This is a genomic window from Malikia granosa (assembly GCF_002980595.1).
Taxonomy (GTDB): domain Bacteria; phylum Pseudomonadota; class Gammaproteobacteria; order Burkholderiales; family Burkholderiaceae_C; genus Malikia; species Malikia granosa.
The window spans coordinates 61,078-76,328 of record NZ_PVLQ01000013.1 but is presented as its reverse complement, the minus strand read 5'-3'; the positions used below and the strand labels follow the sequence as shown (position 1 = coordinate 76,328).

The following is a 15,251-nucleotide window of genomic DNA, read 5'->3' as shown; positions in this document are numbered from 1 at the left end:
GGCACCTTGAAATCACTCGACAAAACATGGAATGGCCGAGCTTGAGTCTGGCCAGAAGCCCGGGAACCACGGAAGAACTGCTTACACCCAGGTCAGCATGACCAATTTCGACCCCAAAGCACCAGAAATACTTTGCGAGTCGCAGATGAGGGAATGTGAACGTACCCAGAAACGGCCGTTCAGCATGTGTTCAGCCTCACGGGTGCAATATGACCCCAAGGTTCAGAGCAGACACCTGGCCCTCCCCCTAAACCTCCACAGGATTCACCATGAACACCGATCTCAAGAACTTCTTACAGCCCATCGCACAGGCTGTCGCCGCCACACTGTTTGTGGTGTTTACCGTGACATTCTTTTCAGTGCCCTACGTGCTTCAGCAGCACCCGGGTGATATCCAGTTGCCGTCGCAACAGGCCGACCTAGGTCACATGACCTGAACCTTCAGTATTGCTCTGGGCTCGGCAGCCAGGACGGACACCGAGTAATGCAGAAGAACAAAGAATTTTTTCTGCCTACATTTCGCAAAATAATTCCATGAAAATTTTCAACCATATCTTTCTGTTGACTGCCTGCAGCACGATCGTGCTGACCGCATGCAACAAGGCAGATCACATCGCGAGTCCGACTCAAGCTCCAGTTGCCAGAGCAAATGCCAACGTATCAGACGCCGATATCACGACCCATGTCAAATCTGCACTAAACAATGATTCGAGTTTGGCAGGGCAAGACATTACAGTCGTCACCACAAAGGGCGACGTTCGGCTAACGGGTGTGGTGGGAAGTCAGGCACAGGTTGACACCGTGCTCGGCGCCGCACGAGCCGCCGAGGGCGCGCATAGCATTCACAATGAGTTGACCGTCAAACAGTAACGCAACCCGCAAGTGAACCACCCCGGGTTTTGCATAGCACCCATGCTGGGCGCGCAAAAAAGCCACCTGACACTCCAGCATCAGATGGCTTCTTGATCAAGGCACCCTCTCGAATGCCTGGATCGCAGATCAGTGGAACTGCTCTTCTTCGGTCGAGCCGGTCAGGGCCTTGACGCTGGACGAACCGCCCTGGATCACGGTGGTGACGTCGTCGAAGTAGCCGGCGCCGACTTCCTGCTGGTGCGACACGAAGGTGTAACCCTTGTCGCGGGCCGCGAATTCCGGCTCCTGCACCATGTTGACGTAGTGCTTCATGCCTTCGCCGCGGGCGTAGGCGTGGGCGAACTGGAAGGTGTTGAACCAGTTGATGTGGATGCCGGCCAGCGTGATGAACTGGTACTTGTAGCCCAGCGCCGACAGCTCTTCCTGGAAGGAGGCGATCTGCGAGTCGTTGAGGTTCTTCTTCCAGTTGAAGGACGGCGAGCAGTTGTAGGACAGCAGCTTGCCCGGGCAGGCAGCGTGCACGGCTTGGGCGAACTCGCGGGCGAAGCCGATGTCCGGCACGCCGGTTTCACACCACACCAGGTCGGCGTAGGGAGCGTAGGCGACGCCGCGGCTGATGGCCTGCTCCAGGCCGTTCTTGACGCGGTAGAAGCCTTCTTGGGTGCGCTCGCCGGTCAGGAAGGGCTTGTCGTTGGCGTCGTGGTCGCTGGTGATCAGGTTGGCAGCTTCGGCATCGGTGCGGGCCAGGATGATGGTCGGCACGCCCATGACGTCGGCAGCGAAACGGGCCGAGATCAGCTTCTCGATCGCTTCCTGGGTCGGAACCAGCACCTTGCCGCCCATGTGGCCGCACTTCTTCACGGCAGCCAGCTGGTCTTCGAAGTGCACGCCAGCAGCACCGGCGGCGATCATGTTCTTCATCAGTTCGAAGGCGTTGAGCACGCCGCCGAAACCGGCTTCCGCGTCAGCGACGATCGGCAGGAAGTAGTCGATGAACTCGGCCGAGTCCGGATCGATGCCACGGCTCCACTGGATCTCGTCAGCGCGCTTGAAGGTGTTGTTGATGCGGCGCACCATGGTCGGGACCGAGTCGTAGGCGTACAGCGACTGGTCGGGGTACATGGTTTCGGAGGTGTTGCCGTCGGCAGCGACCTGCCAGCCCGACAGGTAGACCGCTTCCAGGCCAGCCTTGGCCTGCTGCATCGCCTGGCCGGCAGAGATGGCGCCGAAGGCGTTGACGTAGCCCTTCTTGGCGCCGCCGTTGACCTTTTCCCACAGCTTGGTGGCGCCGCGCTGGGCCAGGGTGTACTCGGGCTGCAGGCTGCCACGCAGGCGGACCACGTCGGCGGCGCTGTAGCCGCGCTTGACGCTCTTCCAGCGCGGGTTGTTGGCCCAGTCCTTCTCGAGGGCTTCGATCTGCTGCTGGCGGCTCAGTTGCTGGTTCAGGGAATTCGACATGGATCGCTCCTTAGGTTGATGTGACAGATGGCTGGGGCAGCCAGTTTTGCTGTTGCAAGTTTGGTGCCGTTGGATACAGTCTAAGTCTTCTATAAGACCCAAAACCAATCTTATGTCTTATACAAGACATTTTTTTATTCTTTTATTTTCAATCACTTACAAAATCAAAATCACAATATGAAAAGAGTGGTTGTTAGGCGGGAAAATCTCTTCCAACGACCTCGCTACCCGTTTCACCTAGCAGAATTTGGATTTTGTAATGTAAAAATTTCTGTCCTGTGACGCCCCATCCGGGCGCAACATCGCCCGACTTCGGAGCAGCGCCGCTTTCTCTGCGAAAATGGTGGAATGTTTACCGGCATCATCACTGGCGTGGGGCGCATCGTCGCTGTCCACCCGCTCGGAAGTTCTTTGCAACATGGCAAGCGCCTGACCATCGAGACGCCCGCGGGCTATCTCGACGGAGTCGGCCTGGGCGACAGCATCGCGCTCAACGGCGCCTGCATGACGGTCACCAGCTTCGACAAGGACCAGGCCTGGTTCACGGTCGACGTGTCGGCCGAATCGCTGGACAAGACCGCCGGGCTGGACCAGACCGGCACGGTCAACCTCGAGCAGGCGCTGCGCGCGCATGACCGCCTGGGTGGCCATATCGTGTCGGGCCATGTCGACGGCATCGGCCAGGTCAGCCGCTTCGAGCAGATCGGCGAGAGCTGGGAGCTGTGCATCCTGGCCCCGGCAGCCTTGGGCAAGTTCCTGGCCTACAAGGGCTCGATCACCGTCAACGGGGTGAGCCTGACCGTCAACCGCGTCGCCGACCTGGCCGATGGCTGCGAGGTCAGCATCAACCTGATCCCGCACACGGTGCAGAACACCGCGCTGGGCAGCCTGCAGGCGGGCTCGAAGGTAAACCTGGAAATCGATCTGATTGCGCGCTATGTCGAGCGCATGTTGAGCGGCAGCGCCGCCGAGAAAGCCCAACCATGAAACAAGCCCTGACCCCGGTGGGGATCTCGCCGGTCGAGGACATCGTCGCCGACATGAAGGCCGGCCGGATGGTGATCCTGGTCGACGAGGAAGACCGCGAGAACGAAGGCGACCTGGTGCTGGCCGCCGACCATGTCACGCCCGAGGCGATCAACTTCATGGCCAAGTTCGGCCGTGGCCTGATCTGCCTGACGCTGACGCGCGAGCGCTGCGAATACCTCAAGCTGCCGCCGATGGCCGCGCGCAACGGCACCGTGTACAGCACGGCCTTCACGGTCTCGATCGAGGCCGCCGAGGGCGTGACGACCGGCATCTCGGCGGCCGACCGCGCCCGCACGATCCAGGTCGCCGTCGACCGCAATTCCAAGCCGACCGACCTGGTCCAGCCCGGCCATGTGTTCCCGCTGCAGGCGGTCGATGGCGGCGTGCTGATGCGCGCCGGCCACACCGAGGCCGGCTGCGACCTGGCCGCGATGGCGGGCTGCTCGCCGTCGGCCGTGATCTGCGAGATCATGAACGACGACGGCACCATGGCCCGGCTGCCGGACCTGCAGCTGTTCGCGGCCGAGCACGGTCTCAAGATCGGCACTATCGCCGACCTGATCCATTACCGCAGCGCCAACGAGTCGCTGGTGCGCCAGGTCAGCAGCCGTCCGCTCGACACGGCTTTTGGCGAGTTCACGGCCCACGCCTTCCGCGACGGCCCGAGCGGCTCGCTGCACCTGGCGCTGGTGCGCGGCAGCTGGGGCGCCGAGGAGAGCATCCCGGTGCGCGTGCATGAGCCGCTGTCGGTGCTCGACGCGCTCGAGGTCGGGCGCTCGATGCATTCCTGGACGCTCGAGACCAGCTTGCGCCATATCGCCGAGCAGGGCAAGGGCGTGGCGGTGCTGCTCAACTGCGGCGAGACGGCCGACCAGCTGCTGGCCCAGTTCGAAGGCACCGCGCGCTCGGCGCAGGCGCCCGAGCGCGGCCGCATGGATCTGCGCACCTATGGCGTCGGCGCGCAGATCCTGCGCGAATGCGGTGTCAACAAGATGCAGCTGCTCGGTACCCCGCGCCGCATGCCCAGCATGACGGGCTACGGACTCGAGGTGACCGGCTTTATCAGCAAGACTGAGGAAAATTGAATATGTTGGGTGCAGAAAAAGGCAAGGCCGTCCAGCTGGACGGCAAGGGATTGCGGATCGGCGTGGTGCAGGCGCGCTTCAACCAGGGCATCACGAATGCACTGGCGCAGGCTTGCGTGGGCGAGCTGCAGGCGCTGGGCGTCAATGCAGAAGACATCGTGCATGTGACGGTGGCGGGCGCGCTCGAGGTGCCGTCGGCGCTGCAGGCGATGGCCGAGAGCGAGCGCTTCGACGCGCTGGTCGCGCTGGGCTGCGTGATCCGCGGCGAGACCTATCACTTCGAGCTGGTCTGCAACGAGTCGGCCGCTGGCGTGACCCGGGTGGGACTGGACTACGGTCTGCCGATCGCCAACGCGATCCTGACCACCGAGAACCTGCCCCAGGCGGTTGCCCGCCAGGACGAGAAGGGCCGCGACGCGGCCCAGGTCGCCGTCGAGATGGCCCGTCTGCTCAGCGAGTTGAACCCCGAATGAAGGACGCCAGCCCCCGCCCGTTCAAGAAGGCCACCGAGAAGTCCGGTCGCAGCCGCGCGCGCGAGTTCGCGCTGCAGGCGCTCTACCAGCACCTGGTCGGCCGCAACGACTCCGCCGCGATCGACGCCTTCACGCGCGACCTGAGCGGCTTCCACAAGGCCGACAGCGCGCATTACGATGCGCTGCTGCATGGCTGCATCGCCGAGGCCGAGACGCTTGACGCCGCGATCACGCCGCTGCTCGACCGCAGCCTGGCCGAGATCTCGCCGGTCGAGCGCGCGATCCTGTGGATCGGCGCCTACGAGTTCAGCCATTGCGTCGATGTGCCCTGGCGCGTCGTGATCAACGAGTGCATCGAGCTGGCCAAGTCCTTTGGCGGCACCGACGGCCACCGCTATGTCAACGGCGTGCTGAACCAGCTCGCGGTCCAGCTGCGCCCCGAGGAAGTCACGCGCGACCCGGCCCGCAAGGCCTGATGCCATGACCCAAGGCAAGGAGTTTGGCTGGCCGGTGCGCGTGTACTGGGAGGACACGGATGCCGGCGGCATCGTGTTCTACGCCAACTACCTGAAGTTCTTCGAGCGCGCGCGCACCGAATGGCTGCGCAGCCTGGGCATCCACCAGCGCGAGCTGCGCGAGTCCAGCGGCGGCATGTTCGTGGTCGGAGCGGCGGCGCTCGACTACCACCGCCCGGCACGGCTCGACGACCAGATCGAAGTCACGGCGCGCATCGCCGAGCTCGGTCGCGCCTCGCTGGTGCTCGAGCAGCAGGCCTGGCTGCTCGACCAGGGCACGCGCGCGCAGCTGCTGTGCGAAGGCCGCATTCGCATCGGCTGGGTCGATGCAGTCCAGATGAAGCCCGCGCGCATCCCTGTCCCTGTCCTGCAAGTCCTGAATCCATGACCCACGATTTCTCGATAGTTTCCCTGCTGCTCAACGCCAGTTGGGTGGTGCAGGCGGTGGTGGCGCTGCTGCTGACGGTCTCGGTGATCAGCTGGGCGGCGATCTTCCGCAAGGTGTTCGCGCTCAAGCGGGTGCAGCGGCTGACCGATGTGTTCGAGCGCGATTTCTGGTCCGGCGCCAGCCTGAGCGAGCTCTACCTGGCCGCCACCCGCAACGCGCACCAGGGCAGCCCGATGGAGCGCATCTTCGCCAGCGGCATGCGCGAGTTCCAGAAGCTGCGCGAGCGCCGCATCACCGACGCGGACGCGCTGCTCGGCGGCGCGCGGCGCGCGATGCGCGCGAGCTACCAGCGCGAGGTCGACGCGCTCGAGGTCAACCTGTCCTTCCTGGGCTCGGTCGGCTCGGTCTCGCCCTATGTCGGCCTGTTCGGCACGGTCTGGGGCATCATGCACGCCTTCACCGGGCTGGCCGCGCTGACCCAGGTCACGCTGGCCACCGTGGCGCCGGGCATCGCCGAGGCGCTGGTCGCGACCGCGATCGGCCTGTTCGCGGCGATCCCGGCCGTGATCTTCTACAACCGCTTCGCGCACGACATCGACCGGGCGGCCAACCAGCTCGAGACCTTCATGGAGGAGTTCTCCAACATCCTGAACCGCAGCGTCGGCGCGACCCCGGCCCAGGGCTCGTCGGCCCACTGACGGCCAGTACCGGAGAAGCCCCATGGCCGCAGTTCCCGCCCGCAAGGGCCGCCGCACCAAGAACGAGATCAACATGGTCCCGTTCATCGACGTGATGCTGGTGTTGCTGATCATCTTCATGGTCACGGCGCCGATGCTCACGCCGAGCATGATCGACCTGCCCAGCGTCGGCCAGGCCGATCGCCAGCCCGACCGCTTCGTCCAGGTGCTGGTCGACAAGGACGCCGCGCTCAAGGTCAAGGACGGCCAGTCGAACAGCAGCGCGGTCAGCGTCGAGCTGGCCGGCCTGGTCGAGCAGGTGCGCCTGCTGCAGGGTCCGGCCGAGCCGGGCCAGGGCTTCGCCCCGGTAGTGATCAGCGCCGACAAGAGCGTCAAGTACGAGTCGGTGGTGCAGGTGATGGACAAGCTGCAGCGCGCCGGCATCCAGCGCGTGGGCCTGTCGGTCCAGCAGCAGCCCTGATCCCGTGACCGGCATGAAGCTTGCGGCCGATCCCCTCGATTTCAGCCCGCCTGCCGACCGGCATTGGCGCGGCCCGCTGCTGCTCGCGCTGTTCGTGCACGGGCTGCTGGTGGCGGCGCTGACCTGGGGCGTGAGCTGGAAGCAGGATGCGCCGGCCGCCGCCATGTCGGCCGAACTCTGGTCGGCCCTGCCGGCCGCGGCGGCACCGCGCGCCGCCGAGTCCGCCGTGGAGCCCGAGGCGGTCCAGCCCCCTCCCCCCGCGCCGGAACCTGAGCCGGTGCGTCCGGTCGTGCCGCCCAAGCCCGTCAAGGCGCCGGTCGCCCAGGCGGTGGAGGCCAAACCCAAGGTCGATGCCGGCCCGAGCGAGGCGCAGATTGCGCTGCAGCGCAAGAAGGCCGAGCAGGAGAAGCGCGAGGAAGCGCTCGAGCGCCAGCGCGAGGCCGAACGCAAGGAAAAGGCCGAGCAAAAGAAGAAGGCCGAGGCGCTCGAGAAGCAGCGCGAGCAGGCCAAGCTCGAGCAAGCCAAGGCTGAGAAGGCCAAGGCGGAGAAAGCCGAAAAGGCCAAGCAGGAAAAACAGAAGGAAAAGCTCAAGGAGCAGCGCGAGGCCGAGGAAAAGGCTGCCAAGCAGCGCGAGCAGGCCAAGCAGGACGAGGCGAAGAAGAAGCGCGAAGCCGAAGAGAAGAAGCGCGAGCAGCAGGCCGCGCGCGAGAAGGCCGAGAAGGCGGAGAAAGCCGAGCAGGCAGCCAAGGAGAAGGCCGCCAAGGCGGAAGCGGCCAAGCGCGAGGCGCAGATCGAGGCCGACCGCAAGAAGCAGCTGGCGCGCATGATGGGCCAGGCCGGCGGCAGCGGCGACGCGGGCGCCAAGGGCAGCGGCGCGGGTGGCTCGAACGGCAATGGCGGCGGCAGCGCGGGTGGTTCGGGCTCGGGCCATGGCGGTTCGGGCGGCAACGGTGGCGGCGGTGGCGGGGCTTCGGCCGGCTACGCGGCCAAGGTGGCGGCACGCATCAAGACCTTCTACAACTCGCCCGAATCCTTCCCGTCCAACCTGAGCGCGGAAGCCGAGATCAGGACCCTGCCCGACGGCACCATCCTGAGCCAGCGCCTGCTCAAGTCGAGCGGCAATCCGGCCTTCGACGAGGTGGTGCTGCGCGCGATCGACCGCGCCGGCCATCTGCCCAAGGACGAGAACGGCCGCATGCCCGACACGACCTTCGTGATCAAGTTCCGCCCCTGAACGGGCGCGGCGGAGCCAGCGCGCAGGCGCCGATCGGCCCCGGGCTTGCGCGTACACTCGACGCGGTTTGAACCCTGGAATCGCAGATGGTGAACGACAACTGGATCGCGAGCTGGCAGCACGCGCGCAATCACGAGGGGGTGACACGCGGCATGCAGGCCCTGCTGGCGCTGGCCTGCGTGCTGGCGCTGGGCTGGCGCGCCGGCTGGCAGGACGAGCTGATGCCCGTGGTGCTGGGCGTGATGGCCTGCGCCTTCACCGAGACCGACGATGCCTGGCGCGGTCGCCTCAAGACCCTGCTGCTGGCGCTGGCCTGCTTCGGCCTCATGATGACCGCGGTCTGGCTGACCCTGCCCTGGCCGGCACTGCTGGCCGCCGTGCTGGCGCTGTCGGCCTTCACGCTCACGATGCTGGGCGCGCTCGGCGAGCGCTACCGGGCGCTGGCCTTCGGCTCGTTGGTGCTGTTCATCTACTCGGCGCTGTCGGCCGAAAGCCACCGCGCGCAGGCGCTCGAGCTGGCGCCCTATCTGCTCGGCGGTGCGGTCTGGTACGGCCTGGTGTCGCTGCTGTGGGCCGCGGCCTGGCCCAAGCCCACGGTGCGCTACCGGCTGTCCCAGCTCTACGCCCTGCTGGGCGAATACCTGCGGCTCAAGGCCAGGCTGCTCGAGCCGGTGCAGGGCGTGGACCGGCAGCGGCGCCGGCTCGAGCTCGCGCTGCACAACGGCCGCGTGGTCGATGCGCTCAACGCCGCCAAGGAAAGCCTGTTCAGCCGGATCGCTGGCGGCGAGCCACCGCCCTGGCTCAGCGAGGCCATGCACCAGTACCTGGCGGCGCAGGACATCCACGAGCGCACCAGCAGCTCGCACGAGAGCTACACCCTGCTGGCCGATGCCTTCGCGCGCTCGGATGCGCTCTACCGCTGCCAGCTGGTGCTCAGCGTGCTGGGCGAGCAGGCGCTCAAGTTCGCGCAGGCGATCCGCGAGCGCACGCCGCCGCGCCACGAGGGCCAGACCGCGCGCGCGATCGAGGACATGCAGGCCGCTATCGCCTATCTCGAGACGGCGGCGGCCTCCCGGCCGGCCGCGCGCCCGCTGCAGGCGCTGCACGCGCTGGGCGACAACCTGACCGGGCTGGCCAAGGTGTTCGCCAGCGCGCTGCGTGGCGGCGCGGCGCCCGACCTGTCGCTGGTCGACCATCAGGTGCACAGCCTGGGCGAGGCCTGGGCCCGCATCCGGACCCAGCTGACGCTGAATTCGGCGCTGATGCGCCATGCGCTGCGGCTCAGCCTGGTGCTGCTGCTGGCCTTCGGCGTGATGCAGGCCACGCAGGACCCGCATGGCTACTGGATCGTGCTGACCGTGGTCTTTGCCAGCCAGCCGCAGTACGCCGCCACGCTGAGCCGGGTCGGCCAGCGCGCGCTCGGCACGGTGGTCGGCCTGATGGTGGGCTGGGTGCTGATCCGGCTGTTTCCGGGCCCGCTGCTGCAGGCGGTCTGCATGGTGCTGGCCGGCGCGCTGTTCATCGGCAAGCGCATGAGCGACATCCGGGTCGCGACCGGCGCGATGACCACGCTGGTGCTGCTGAGCTTCCACCAGATGGGCATGTCGCAGGGCGTGATCCCGGCGCGCCTGCTCGACACGGCGATCGGCAGCGTGATCGCCGGCCTCGGGGCCTGGCTGATCCTGCCGAACTGGCAGGCGCGGCACTGGCCCCGGCTGGCGGCGCAGACCCTGCGCGCCCAGGCCGGCTACCTGCAGGCCATCCTGGAGCAATACCAGGCAGGCAAGCAGGATCACCTGGCCTACCGCAAGGCACGGCGCAACGCGCACAACGCCGAGGCCGCGCTGTCCAATGCCTATGCCGCGATGCGCAAGGAGCCCGAGGGCAAGCGGCTGGACATGACGGCCAGCGCGCGCTTCCTGGTGCTGACGCACATGCTGCAGAACTACCTGTCGGCGCTGGGCGCGCACCGCGGCGAACTCGAGGCCGGCGCGCTCGACGAAGCCAGCCGGCAGGCCGCGCAGGCGCTGCAACAGGGGCTGGAGGGGCTGGCGCGCCAGCTCGAGTCGGGCCAGCTGGAGGCGGCGGCGGCAGGCGTGACGCCGGCCACGCCGGCCGAGGCCGACATCGAGATGCCGGCGCGGGGCCCGGTCGGCAGCCTGCTGCAGGCGCAGCTCCAGCTCGCCAGCGGGCTGCTGCCCCAGCTCGAGCGGCAGGCGCCCCGGCTGTGCCGGGCGCGCTGAGAACCAGCTCCGGATGACGCAGGACCGCAGGCCAGCGGCCAGCCGCTGACCCGATAGGACCGTTCAGTCGAACACGATCTCGGCGCGCTGCTCGTGCGCCTGCGCCTTCCAGGCCGCCAGCGCGGCATCGGTCGGGAAGCATTGGGCGCGCTCGCCGAGCTGGACCTCGCAGCGCGCGGTCTCGCGCAGCACCTCGAGCCGCACCGGCAGGCCGCGCACCAGCTCGCCCTGCTCGCCGATCTCGCGCTGGGCCGGGAACTCGCGCAGCAGCGCCGCGACATCGGGCGCGCGCCCGTTGACCGTCACGCGCAGGTACTTGCCGAAGCGGCAGCGCGCCGCGCCCAGGTCCCACAGCGCCTGCACCTTGAGCCGCAGGCCGCCCGAGAAGCGGTCCGGCTGCGCCAGCACCTGCGCGACCACCAGCTCGTCGTCTTTCAGCAGGTGCTTGTTGGCGTTGATCAGGGCCTCGTCGGCGGTGGCCTCGAGCGTGCCGCTCTTGTCGTCGAGCTTGAAGATCGCGACCTTGCCGCGCTGGCCGTTGATGATGCGCAGGTCATTGACGATGCCGGCGACCATGATCGGGTCCCGGCTGTCGACCACATGCGCCAGCGGCATGCGGGCGAAGCGGCGCACCTCGCGCTCGACCTCGTCGAACAGGTGGCCCGAGAGGTAGAAGCCGATCGCGGTCTTCTCGTAGGTCAGGCGCTCCTTGATGCCCCAGATCGGCAGCGCGGCCAGCTCGGGCTCCTGGGTGCTGGCGCCCTGGCTGTCGGCGCCGAACATGTCGAACAGGCCGCCCTGGTTGGCGTTGGCCTGCTGGGCGTTGGCGAAGTCGAAGGCGCGCTCGACCGAGGCCAGCAGGGCGGCGCGGTTGATCTCGAGCGAGTCGAAGGCGCCGGCCTTGATCAGCGCCTCGACGGTGCGCTTGTTCAAACGGCTGCGGTCGACCCGGGCGCAGAAGTCGAACAGGCTGGTGAAGGGGCCGACGGTGTCGCCGCGCGGACCGACGCCGCGCCCCTCGCGCGCCGCGACGATGGCCTCGATCGCCTGCTGTCCCGTGCCCTTGACGGCGCCCAGGCCGTAGCGGATCACCTTGTCGCTGACGGGCTCGAAGCGGTAGCTGCCGCGGTTGACATCGGGCGGATCGAAGCTGATGCCGAAGTGGGTCGCATCGACATACAAGACCTTGAGCTTGTCGGTGTCGTCCATTTCGATCGTCATGTTGGCGCAGAAGAACTCCGCCGTGAAATGGACCTTGAGCCAGCCGGTGTGATAGGCCAGCAGCGAGTAGGCGGCGGCGTGCGACTTGTTGAAGCCGTAGCCCGCGAACTTCTCCATCAGGTCGAACACCTCGTCGGCCTTCTCCTGGCTGATGCCCTTCTCGGCCGCGCCCTTGCGGAAGATGACGCGGTGCTCGGCCATCTCCTCGGGCTTCTTCTTGCCCATGGCGCGGCGCAGCATGTCGGCGCCGCCCAGGGAATAGCCGCCCAGCACCTGGGCGGTCTGCATCACCTGCTCCTGGTAGACCATGATGCCGTAGGTCTCGGACAGCACTGGCTCGACCAGCGGGTGCGGGTACTCGACCACCTCGCGGCCGTGCTTGCGCGCGACGAAGCTCGGGATCAGGTCCATCGGGCCCGGACGATACAGCGCGTTGAGCGCGATCAGGTCTTCCAGCCGGCTGGGCTTGGCGTCGCGCAGCATGCCCTGCATGCCGCGGCTTTCGAACTGGAACACCGCCTCGGTCTTGCCGTCGGAGAACAGCTGGTAGGTCTTGCGGTCGTCGAGCGGGATGCGCTCGAAGGCGAAGTCCTGCTGGTCCGGGTGGCGCCGCACGATGAACTCGCGCGCCAGCTCGAGGATGGTCAGCGTGGCCAGGCCAAGGAAGTCGAACTTGACCAGTCCCACCGCCTCGACATCGTCCTTGTCGTACTGGCTGACCGCCGAGTCGCTGCCGGGCTGCTGGTACAGCGGGCAGAAGTCGGTCAGCTTGCCGGGCGCGATCAGCACGCCGCCGGCGTGCATGCCGATGTTGCGCGTCATGCCCTCGAGCTTCTGTGCCAGCTCGATCAGGGTCTTGACATCCTCCTCGCGCTCGATGCGCTCGGCCAGCACCGGCTCCATCGCGATCGCGTAGTTGTTCTTGTCGCCGGGCTTGGGCGGATCGGGCGGGTACTGCAGCGTGACCGACATGCCCGGCTTGTTCGGGATCAGCTTGGAGATGCCGTCGCAGAAGCCATAGGCGAAATCGAGCACCCGTCCCACGTCGCGGATCGCCGCGCGCGCGGCCATGGTGCCGAAGGTGGCGATCTGGCTCACCGCGTCCTTGCCGTACTTGTCCTTGACATAGTCGATCACGCGGTCGCGGTTGGTCTGGCAGAAGTCGATGTCGAAGTCGGGCATCGAGACCCGCTCCGGGTTCAGGAAGCGCTCGAACAGCAGGTTGTACTGCAGCGGGTCGAGGTCGGTGATCAGGAGCGCATAGGCCACCAGCGAGCCGGCACCCGAGCCTCGACCCGGGCCGACCGGGCAGCCGTTTTCCTTCGCCCACTGGATGAAGTCGCCCACGATCAGGAAGTAGCCCGGGAAGCCCATCTTGAGGATGGTGTTGAGCTCGAACTCGAGCCGCTCGACATAGCGCGGGCGCTCGGCATTGCGCTTGGCCTCATCGGGAAACAGATGCAGCAGGCGACCTTCGAGGCCCTGGTGCGAGACATGGCGGAAATAGTCGTCGACCGACATGACCCGGCCATCGACCGGCGGGATCGGGAAGTTGGGCAGCTGCGGCTTGCCCAGCACCAGGGTCAGGTTGCAGCGGCGCGCGATCTCGACGCTGTTGGCCAGCGCCGAGGGGATGTCGTGGAACAGCGCGGCCATCTCGGCGGCCGACTTGAAGTACTGCTCGCGCGTGAACTTGCGCACCCGGCGCTGGTTGCCCAGGATCTCGCCTTCCGAGATGCAGACGCGCGCCTCGTGCGCCTCGTAGTCGTCGGGCCCGAGGAACTGGACCGGATGGGTCGCGACCACCGGCAGCTGCAGCCGCGCGGCGAGCTGCACGGCGCCAACGACCTGGCGCTCGTCGTCGGTGCGGCCGGCGCGCTGCAGCTCGAGGTAGAAGCGCTGCGGGAAGGCGGCAGCGAGCTGCTGCGCGACATCCTGCGCGCGCGCCTCGTCGCCGGCCAGCAGCGGCAGCCCGACCGGGCCGCTGTGCGCGCCCGACAGCAGGATCAGGCCGGCGCCGAGCTCCTGCAGCCATTCCCACTTGAGCGCGGCCTGGTCGCGCACCATGTTGCGCGTCCAGGCGCGCGCCAGCAGCTCGCACAGGTTCAGGTAGCCCTGGTGGGTCTGCACCAGCAGCAGCATCCTGGGCAGGCTGTGCTGCTGCACCGAGGCGCCGGGAGCGGCCTCGGGGCCCAGGCCCTGGACGAAGACCTCGGCACCAAGCACCGGCTTGACGCCGGCGCCGCGCGCGGCCTTGTAGAACTTGATCGCGCCAAACAGGTTGGACAGGTCGGTCAGGCCCAGGGCGGGCTGGCCGTCGGCGGCCGCGGCCTCGACGACCTCATCGATGCGGACAGTGCCGTCGACGACGGAGAACTCGGAATGCAGGCGCAGGTGGACGAACATCCCGGGATTGTAAAAGGCCGGCCCTGGCAGCGCAGGTACTGCCGCCCGACAGCACCGGCGGAACCAGGCAGGATGTCATCGCCAAGTCAAAACCTTCTGCCATGCTGGCGGGAGTTTTTTCCCCGTGATCCTTTCCCTGATCGAGCTTATTCCATGCTGCCGAGCCAAGCCTCCGACTCCTCCCCTTCCCTGACCACCCCCTTGAGCCGCCGCCAGTGGATGGCGCTGGCGACTTCCGCCGCGCTGCTGCCGGCCGCTGCGCGGGCCCAGGGCGGCGCGATCAAGATCGTGGTGCCGTTCGCGCCTGGCGCCGGCACCGATGCGGTCGGCCGGCTGATGGCGCAGAAGCTGGGCGAGATCCTGGGCCGCAACGTGGTGGTCGAGAACCGGACCGGCGCCTCGGGCGCCATCGGTGCGCAGTACGTGGCCCAGAGCGCCCCGGACGGCAATACCCTGCTGCTGGTCGCCGCCCCCTTCACCACCGTGCCGGCGGCGCTGCCGCAGGCCGGCTATGACCCGCTGGGCCAGTTCACGCCGGTCGGCATGATCGCCTCCGGCCCGCTGCTGTGGGCGGTCAACAAGGACCTGCCGGTCAGCAACCTCAAGGAGCTGATCGCGCTGGCCAGGCGCCAGCCGGGCAAGCTCAACTACGGCTCGGCCGGCGCCGGCGGCATCAACCACCTGGTGCTCGAGCAGCTCAAGATGAAGTCGGGCATCTTCATCACCCATATTCCCTACCGGGGCATCGCGCCGGCGACGCTGGACATGGTCAGCGGCCAGATCGAGATCATCACCGGCACGATACCGGCGCTGGCGCCCTATGTGCGCGACGGCCGCATCAAGGCGCTGGCGGTCACGAGCGCCGGACGCTCGCCCGCGCTGCCCGAGGTGCCGGGCATGAGCGAGTCGGGCCTCAAGGGCTTCAACGTGCTGAACTACTTCGGTCTGGTCGCGCCGCGCGGCACGCCGGCCGAGCTGGTGCAGCAGCTCAACGCGGCGATCGCCAAGGCGGTGGCGCTGCCGGATGTCAAGGAGCGCTTCGCCAAGGATGCGATCGAGGCCGCCGTCGGCACGCCAGCCCAGCTCGGCAGCTTCCTCGAGCGCGACTACCGGGACTGGAAGGCCGTGGTCGCCGCGCAGCAGCTCAAGATCGAGGGCTGAGCGGCCT

14 protein-coding genes are annotated in these 15,251 nt (G+C 67.2%); 12 read left to right on the top strand and 2 right to left on the bottom strand.

Annotated elements, in window-relative coordinates; all coding sequences use genetic code 11:
• The first annotated feature begins 269 nt into the window (after positions 1 to 269).
• Both C6P64_RS18155 and C6P64_RS05025 read left to right on the top strand, forming a co-directional pair.
• Positions 270 to 437, top strand: coding sequence for a hypothetical protein (locus C6P64_RS18155; RefSeq protein WP_170073043.1), 168 nt, complete (start codon positions 270 to 272; stop codon positions 435 to 437).
• 97 nt (positions 438 to 534) lie between these two features.
• Positions 535 to 870, top strand: coding sequence for a BON domain-containing protein (locus C6P64_RS05025; RefSeq protein ID WP_105747494.1), 336 nt, complete (start codon positions 535 to 537; stop codon positions 868 to 870).
• A 129-nt stretch (positions 871 to 999) separates the two neighbouring features.
• On the opposite strand, the gene aceA is transcribed toward C6P64_RS05025, so the two are convergent.
• On the bottom strand, positions 1,000 to 2,331 hold the full coding sequence (gene aceA, locus C6P64_RS05020) for an isocitrate lyase (protein WP_105747493.1): 1,332 nt from the start codon (positions 2,329 to 2,331) through the stop codon (positions 1,000 to 1,002).
• 348 nt (positions 2,332 to 2,679) lie between these two features.
• Here aceA and C6P64_RS05015 point away from each other — a divergent pair, with 348 nt between their 5' ends.
• The 9 genes from C6P64_RS05015 to yccS all read left to right on the top strand — a co-directional run bounded on the left by C6P64_RS05015 (position 2,680) and on the right by yccS (position 10,456).
• Entirely contained in the window at positions 2,680 to 3,318 is a 639-nt protein-coding gene (locus C6P64_RS05015) for a riboflavin synthase (RefSeq protein ID WP_105747492.1), read from the top strand.
• Positions 3,315 to 4,445, top strand: coding sequence for a bifunctional 3,4-dihydroxy-2-butanone-4-phosphate synthase/GTP cyclohydrolase II (gene ribBA, locus C6P64_RS05010; protein ID WP_105747491.1), 1,131 nt, complete (start codon positions 3,315 to 3,317; stop codon positions 4,443 to 4,445). The genes C6P64_RS05015 and ribBA overlap by 4 nt, the downstream gene beginning before the upstream one ends.
• A gap of 2 nt (positions 4,446 to 4,447) precedes the next feature.
• Positions 4,448 to 4,918 carry a 6,7-dimethyl-8-ribityllumazine synthase gene (ribH, locus tag C6P64_RS05005; protein WP_105747490.1) on the top strand — a complete coding sequence of 157 codons (471 nt, stop codon included), beginning with the start codon at positions 4,448 to 4,450 and terminating at the stop codon, positions 4,916 to 4,918.
• Positions 4,915 to 5,394, top strand: a complete 480-nt coding sequence (nusB, locus tag C6P64_RS05000; protein ID WP_105747489.1) for a transcription antitermination factor NusB — start codon at positions 4,915 to 4,917, stop codon at positions 5,392 to 5,394. Before ribH ends, nusB begins: the two co-directional genes overlap by 4 nt.
• A 4-nt stretch (positions 5,395 to 5,398) precedes the next feature.
• On the top strand, positions 5,399 to 5,821 hold the full coding sequence (ybgC, locus tag C6P64_RS04995; protein WP_105747488.1) for a tol-pal system-associated acyl-CoA thioesterase: 423 nt from the start codon (positions 5,399 to 5,401) through the stop codon (positions 5,819 to 5,821).
• On the top strand, positions 5,818 to 6,519 hold the full coding sequence (gene tolQ, locus C6P64_RS04990; protein WP_105747487.1) for a protein TolQ: 702 nt from the start codon (positions 5,818 to 5,820) through the stop codon (positions 6,517 to 6,519). The genes ybgC and tolQ overlap by 4 nt, the downstream gene beginning before the upstream one ends.
• A gap of 22 nt (positions 6,520 to 6,541) precedes the next feature.
• Positions 6,542 to 6,979 (top strand): biopolymer transporter ExbD, encoded by a 438-nt coding sequence (locus tag C6P64_RS04985; RefSeq protein ID WP_105747486.1) that lies wholly within the window; start codon positions 6,542 to 6,544, stop codon positions 6,977 to 6,979.
• Positions 6,980 to 6,992: 13 nt separating this feature from the next.
• The gene (gene tolA, locus C6P64_RS04980) at positions 6,993 to 8,213 is read left to right on the top strand and encodes a cell envelope integrity protein TolA (protein WP_105747485.1); all 1,221 of its coding nucleotides are present in this window, start codon (positions 6,993 to 6,995) and stop codon (positions 8,211 to 8,213) included.
• Positions 8,214 to 8,299: 86 nt separating this feature from the next.
• Positions 8,300 to 10,456 carry a YccS family putative transporter gene (gene yccS, locus C6P64_RS04975; RefSeq protein ID WP_245911627.1) on the top strand — a complete coding sequence of 719 codons (2,157 nt, stop codon included), beginning with the start codon at positions 8,300 to 8,302 and terminating at the stop codon, positions 10,454 to 10,456.
• A gap of 63 nt (positions 10,457 to 10,519) precedes the next feature.
• On the opposite strand, the gene dnaE is transcribed toward yccS, so the two are convergent.
• Positions 10,520 to 14,083, bottom strand: a complete 3,564-nt coding sequence (dnaE, locus tag C6P64_RS04970) for a DNA polymerase III subunit alpha (protein WP_105747484.1) — start codon at positions 14,081 to 14,083, stop codon at positions 10,520 to 10,522.
• 153 nt (positions 14,084 to 14,236) lie between these two features.
• Here dnaE and C6P64_RS04965 point away from each other — a divergent pair, with 153 nt between their 5' ends.
• Positions 14,237 to 15,244, top strand: coding sequence for a tripartite tricarboxylate transporter substrate binding protein (locus C6P64_RS04965; protein ID WP_105747483.1), 1,008 nt, complete (start codon positions 14,237 to 14,239; stop codon positions 15,242 to 15,244).
• Positions 15,245 to 15,251: the final 7 nt, after the last annotated feature.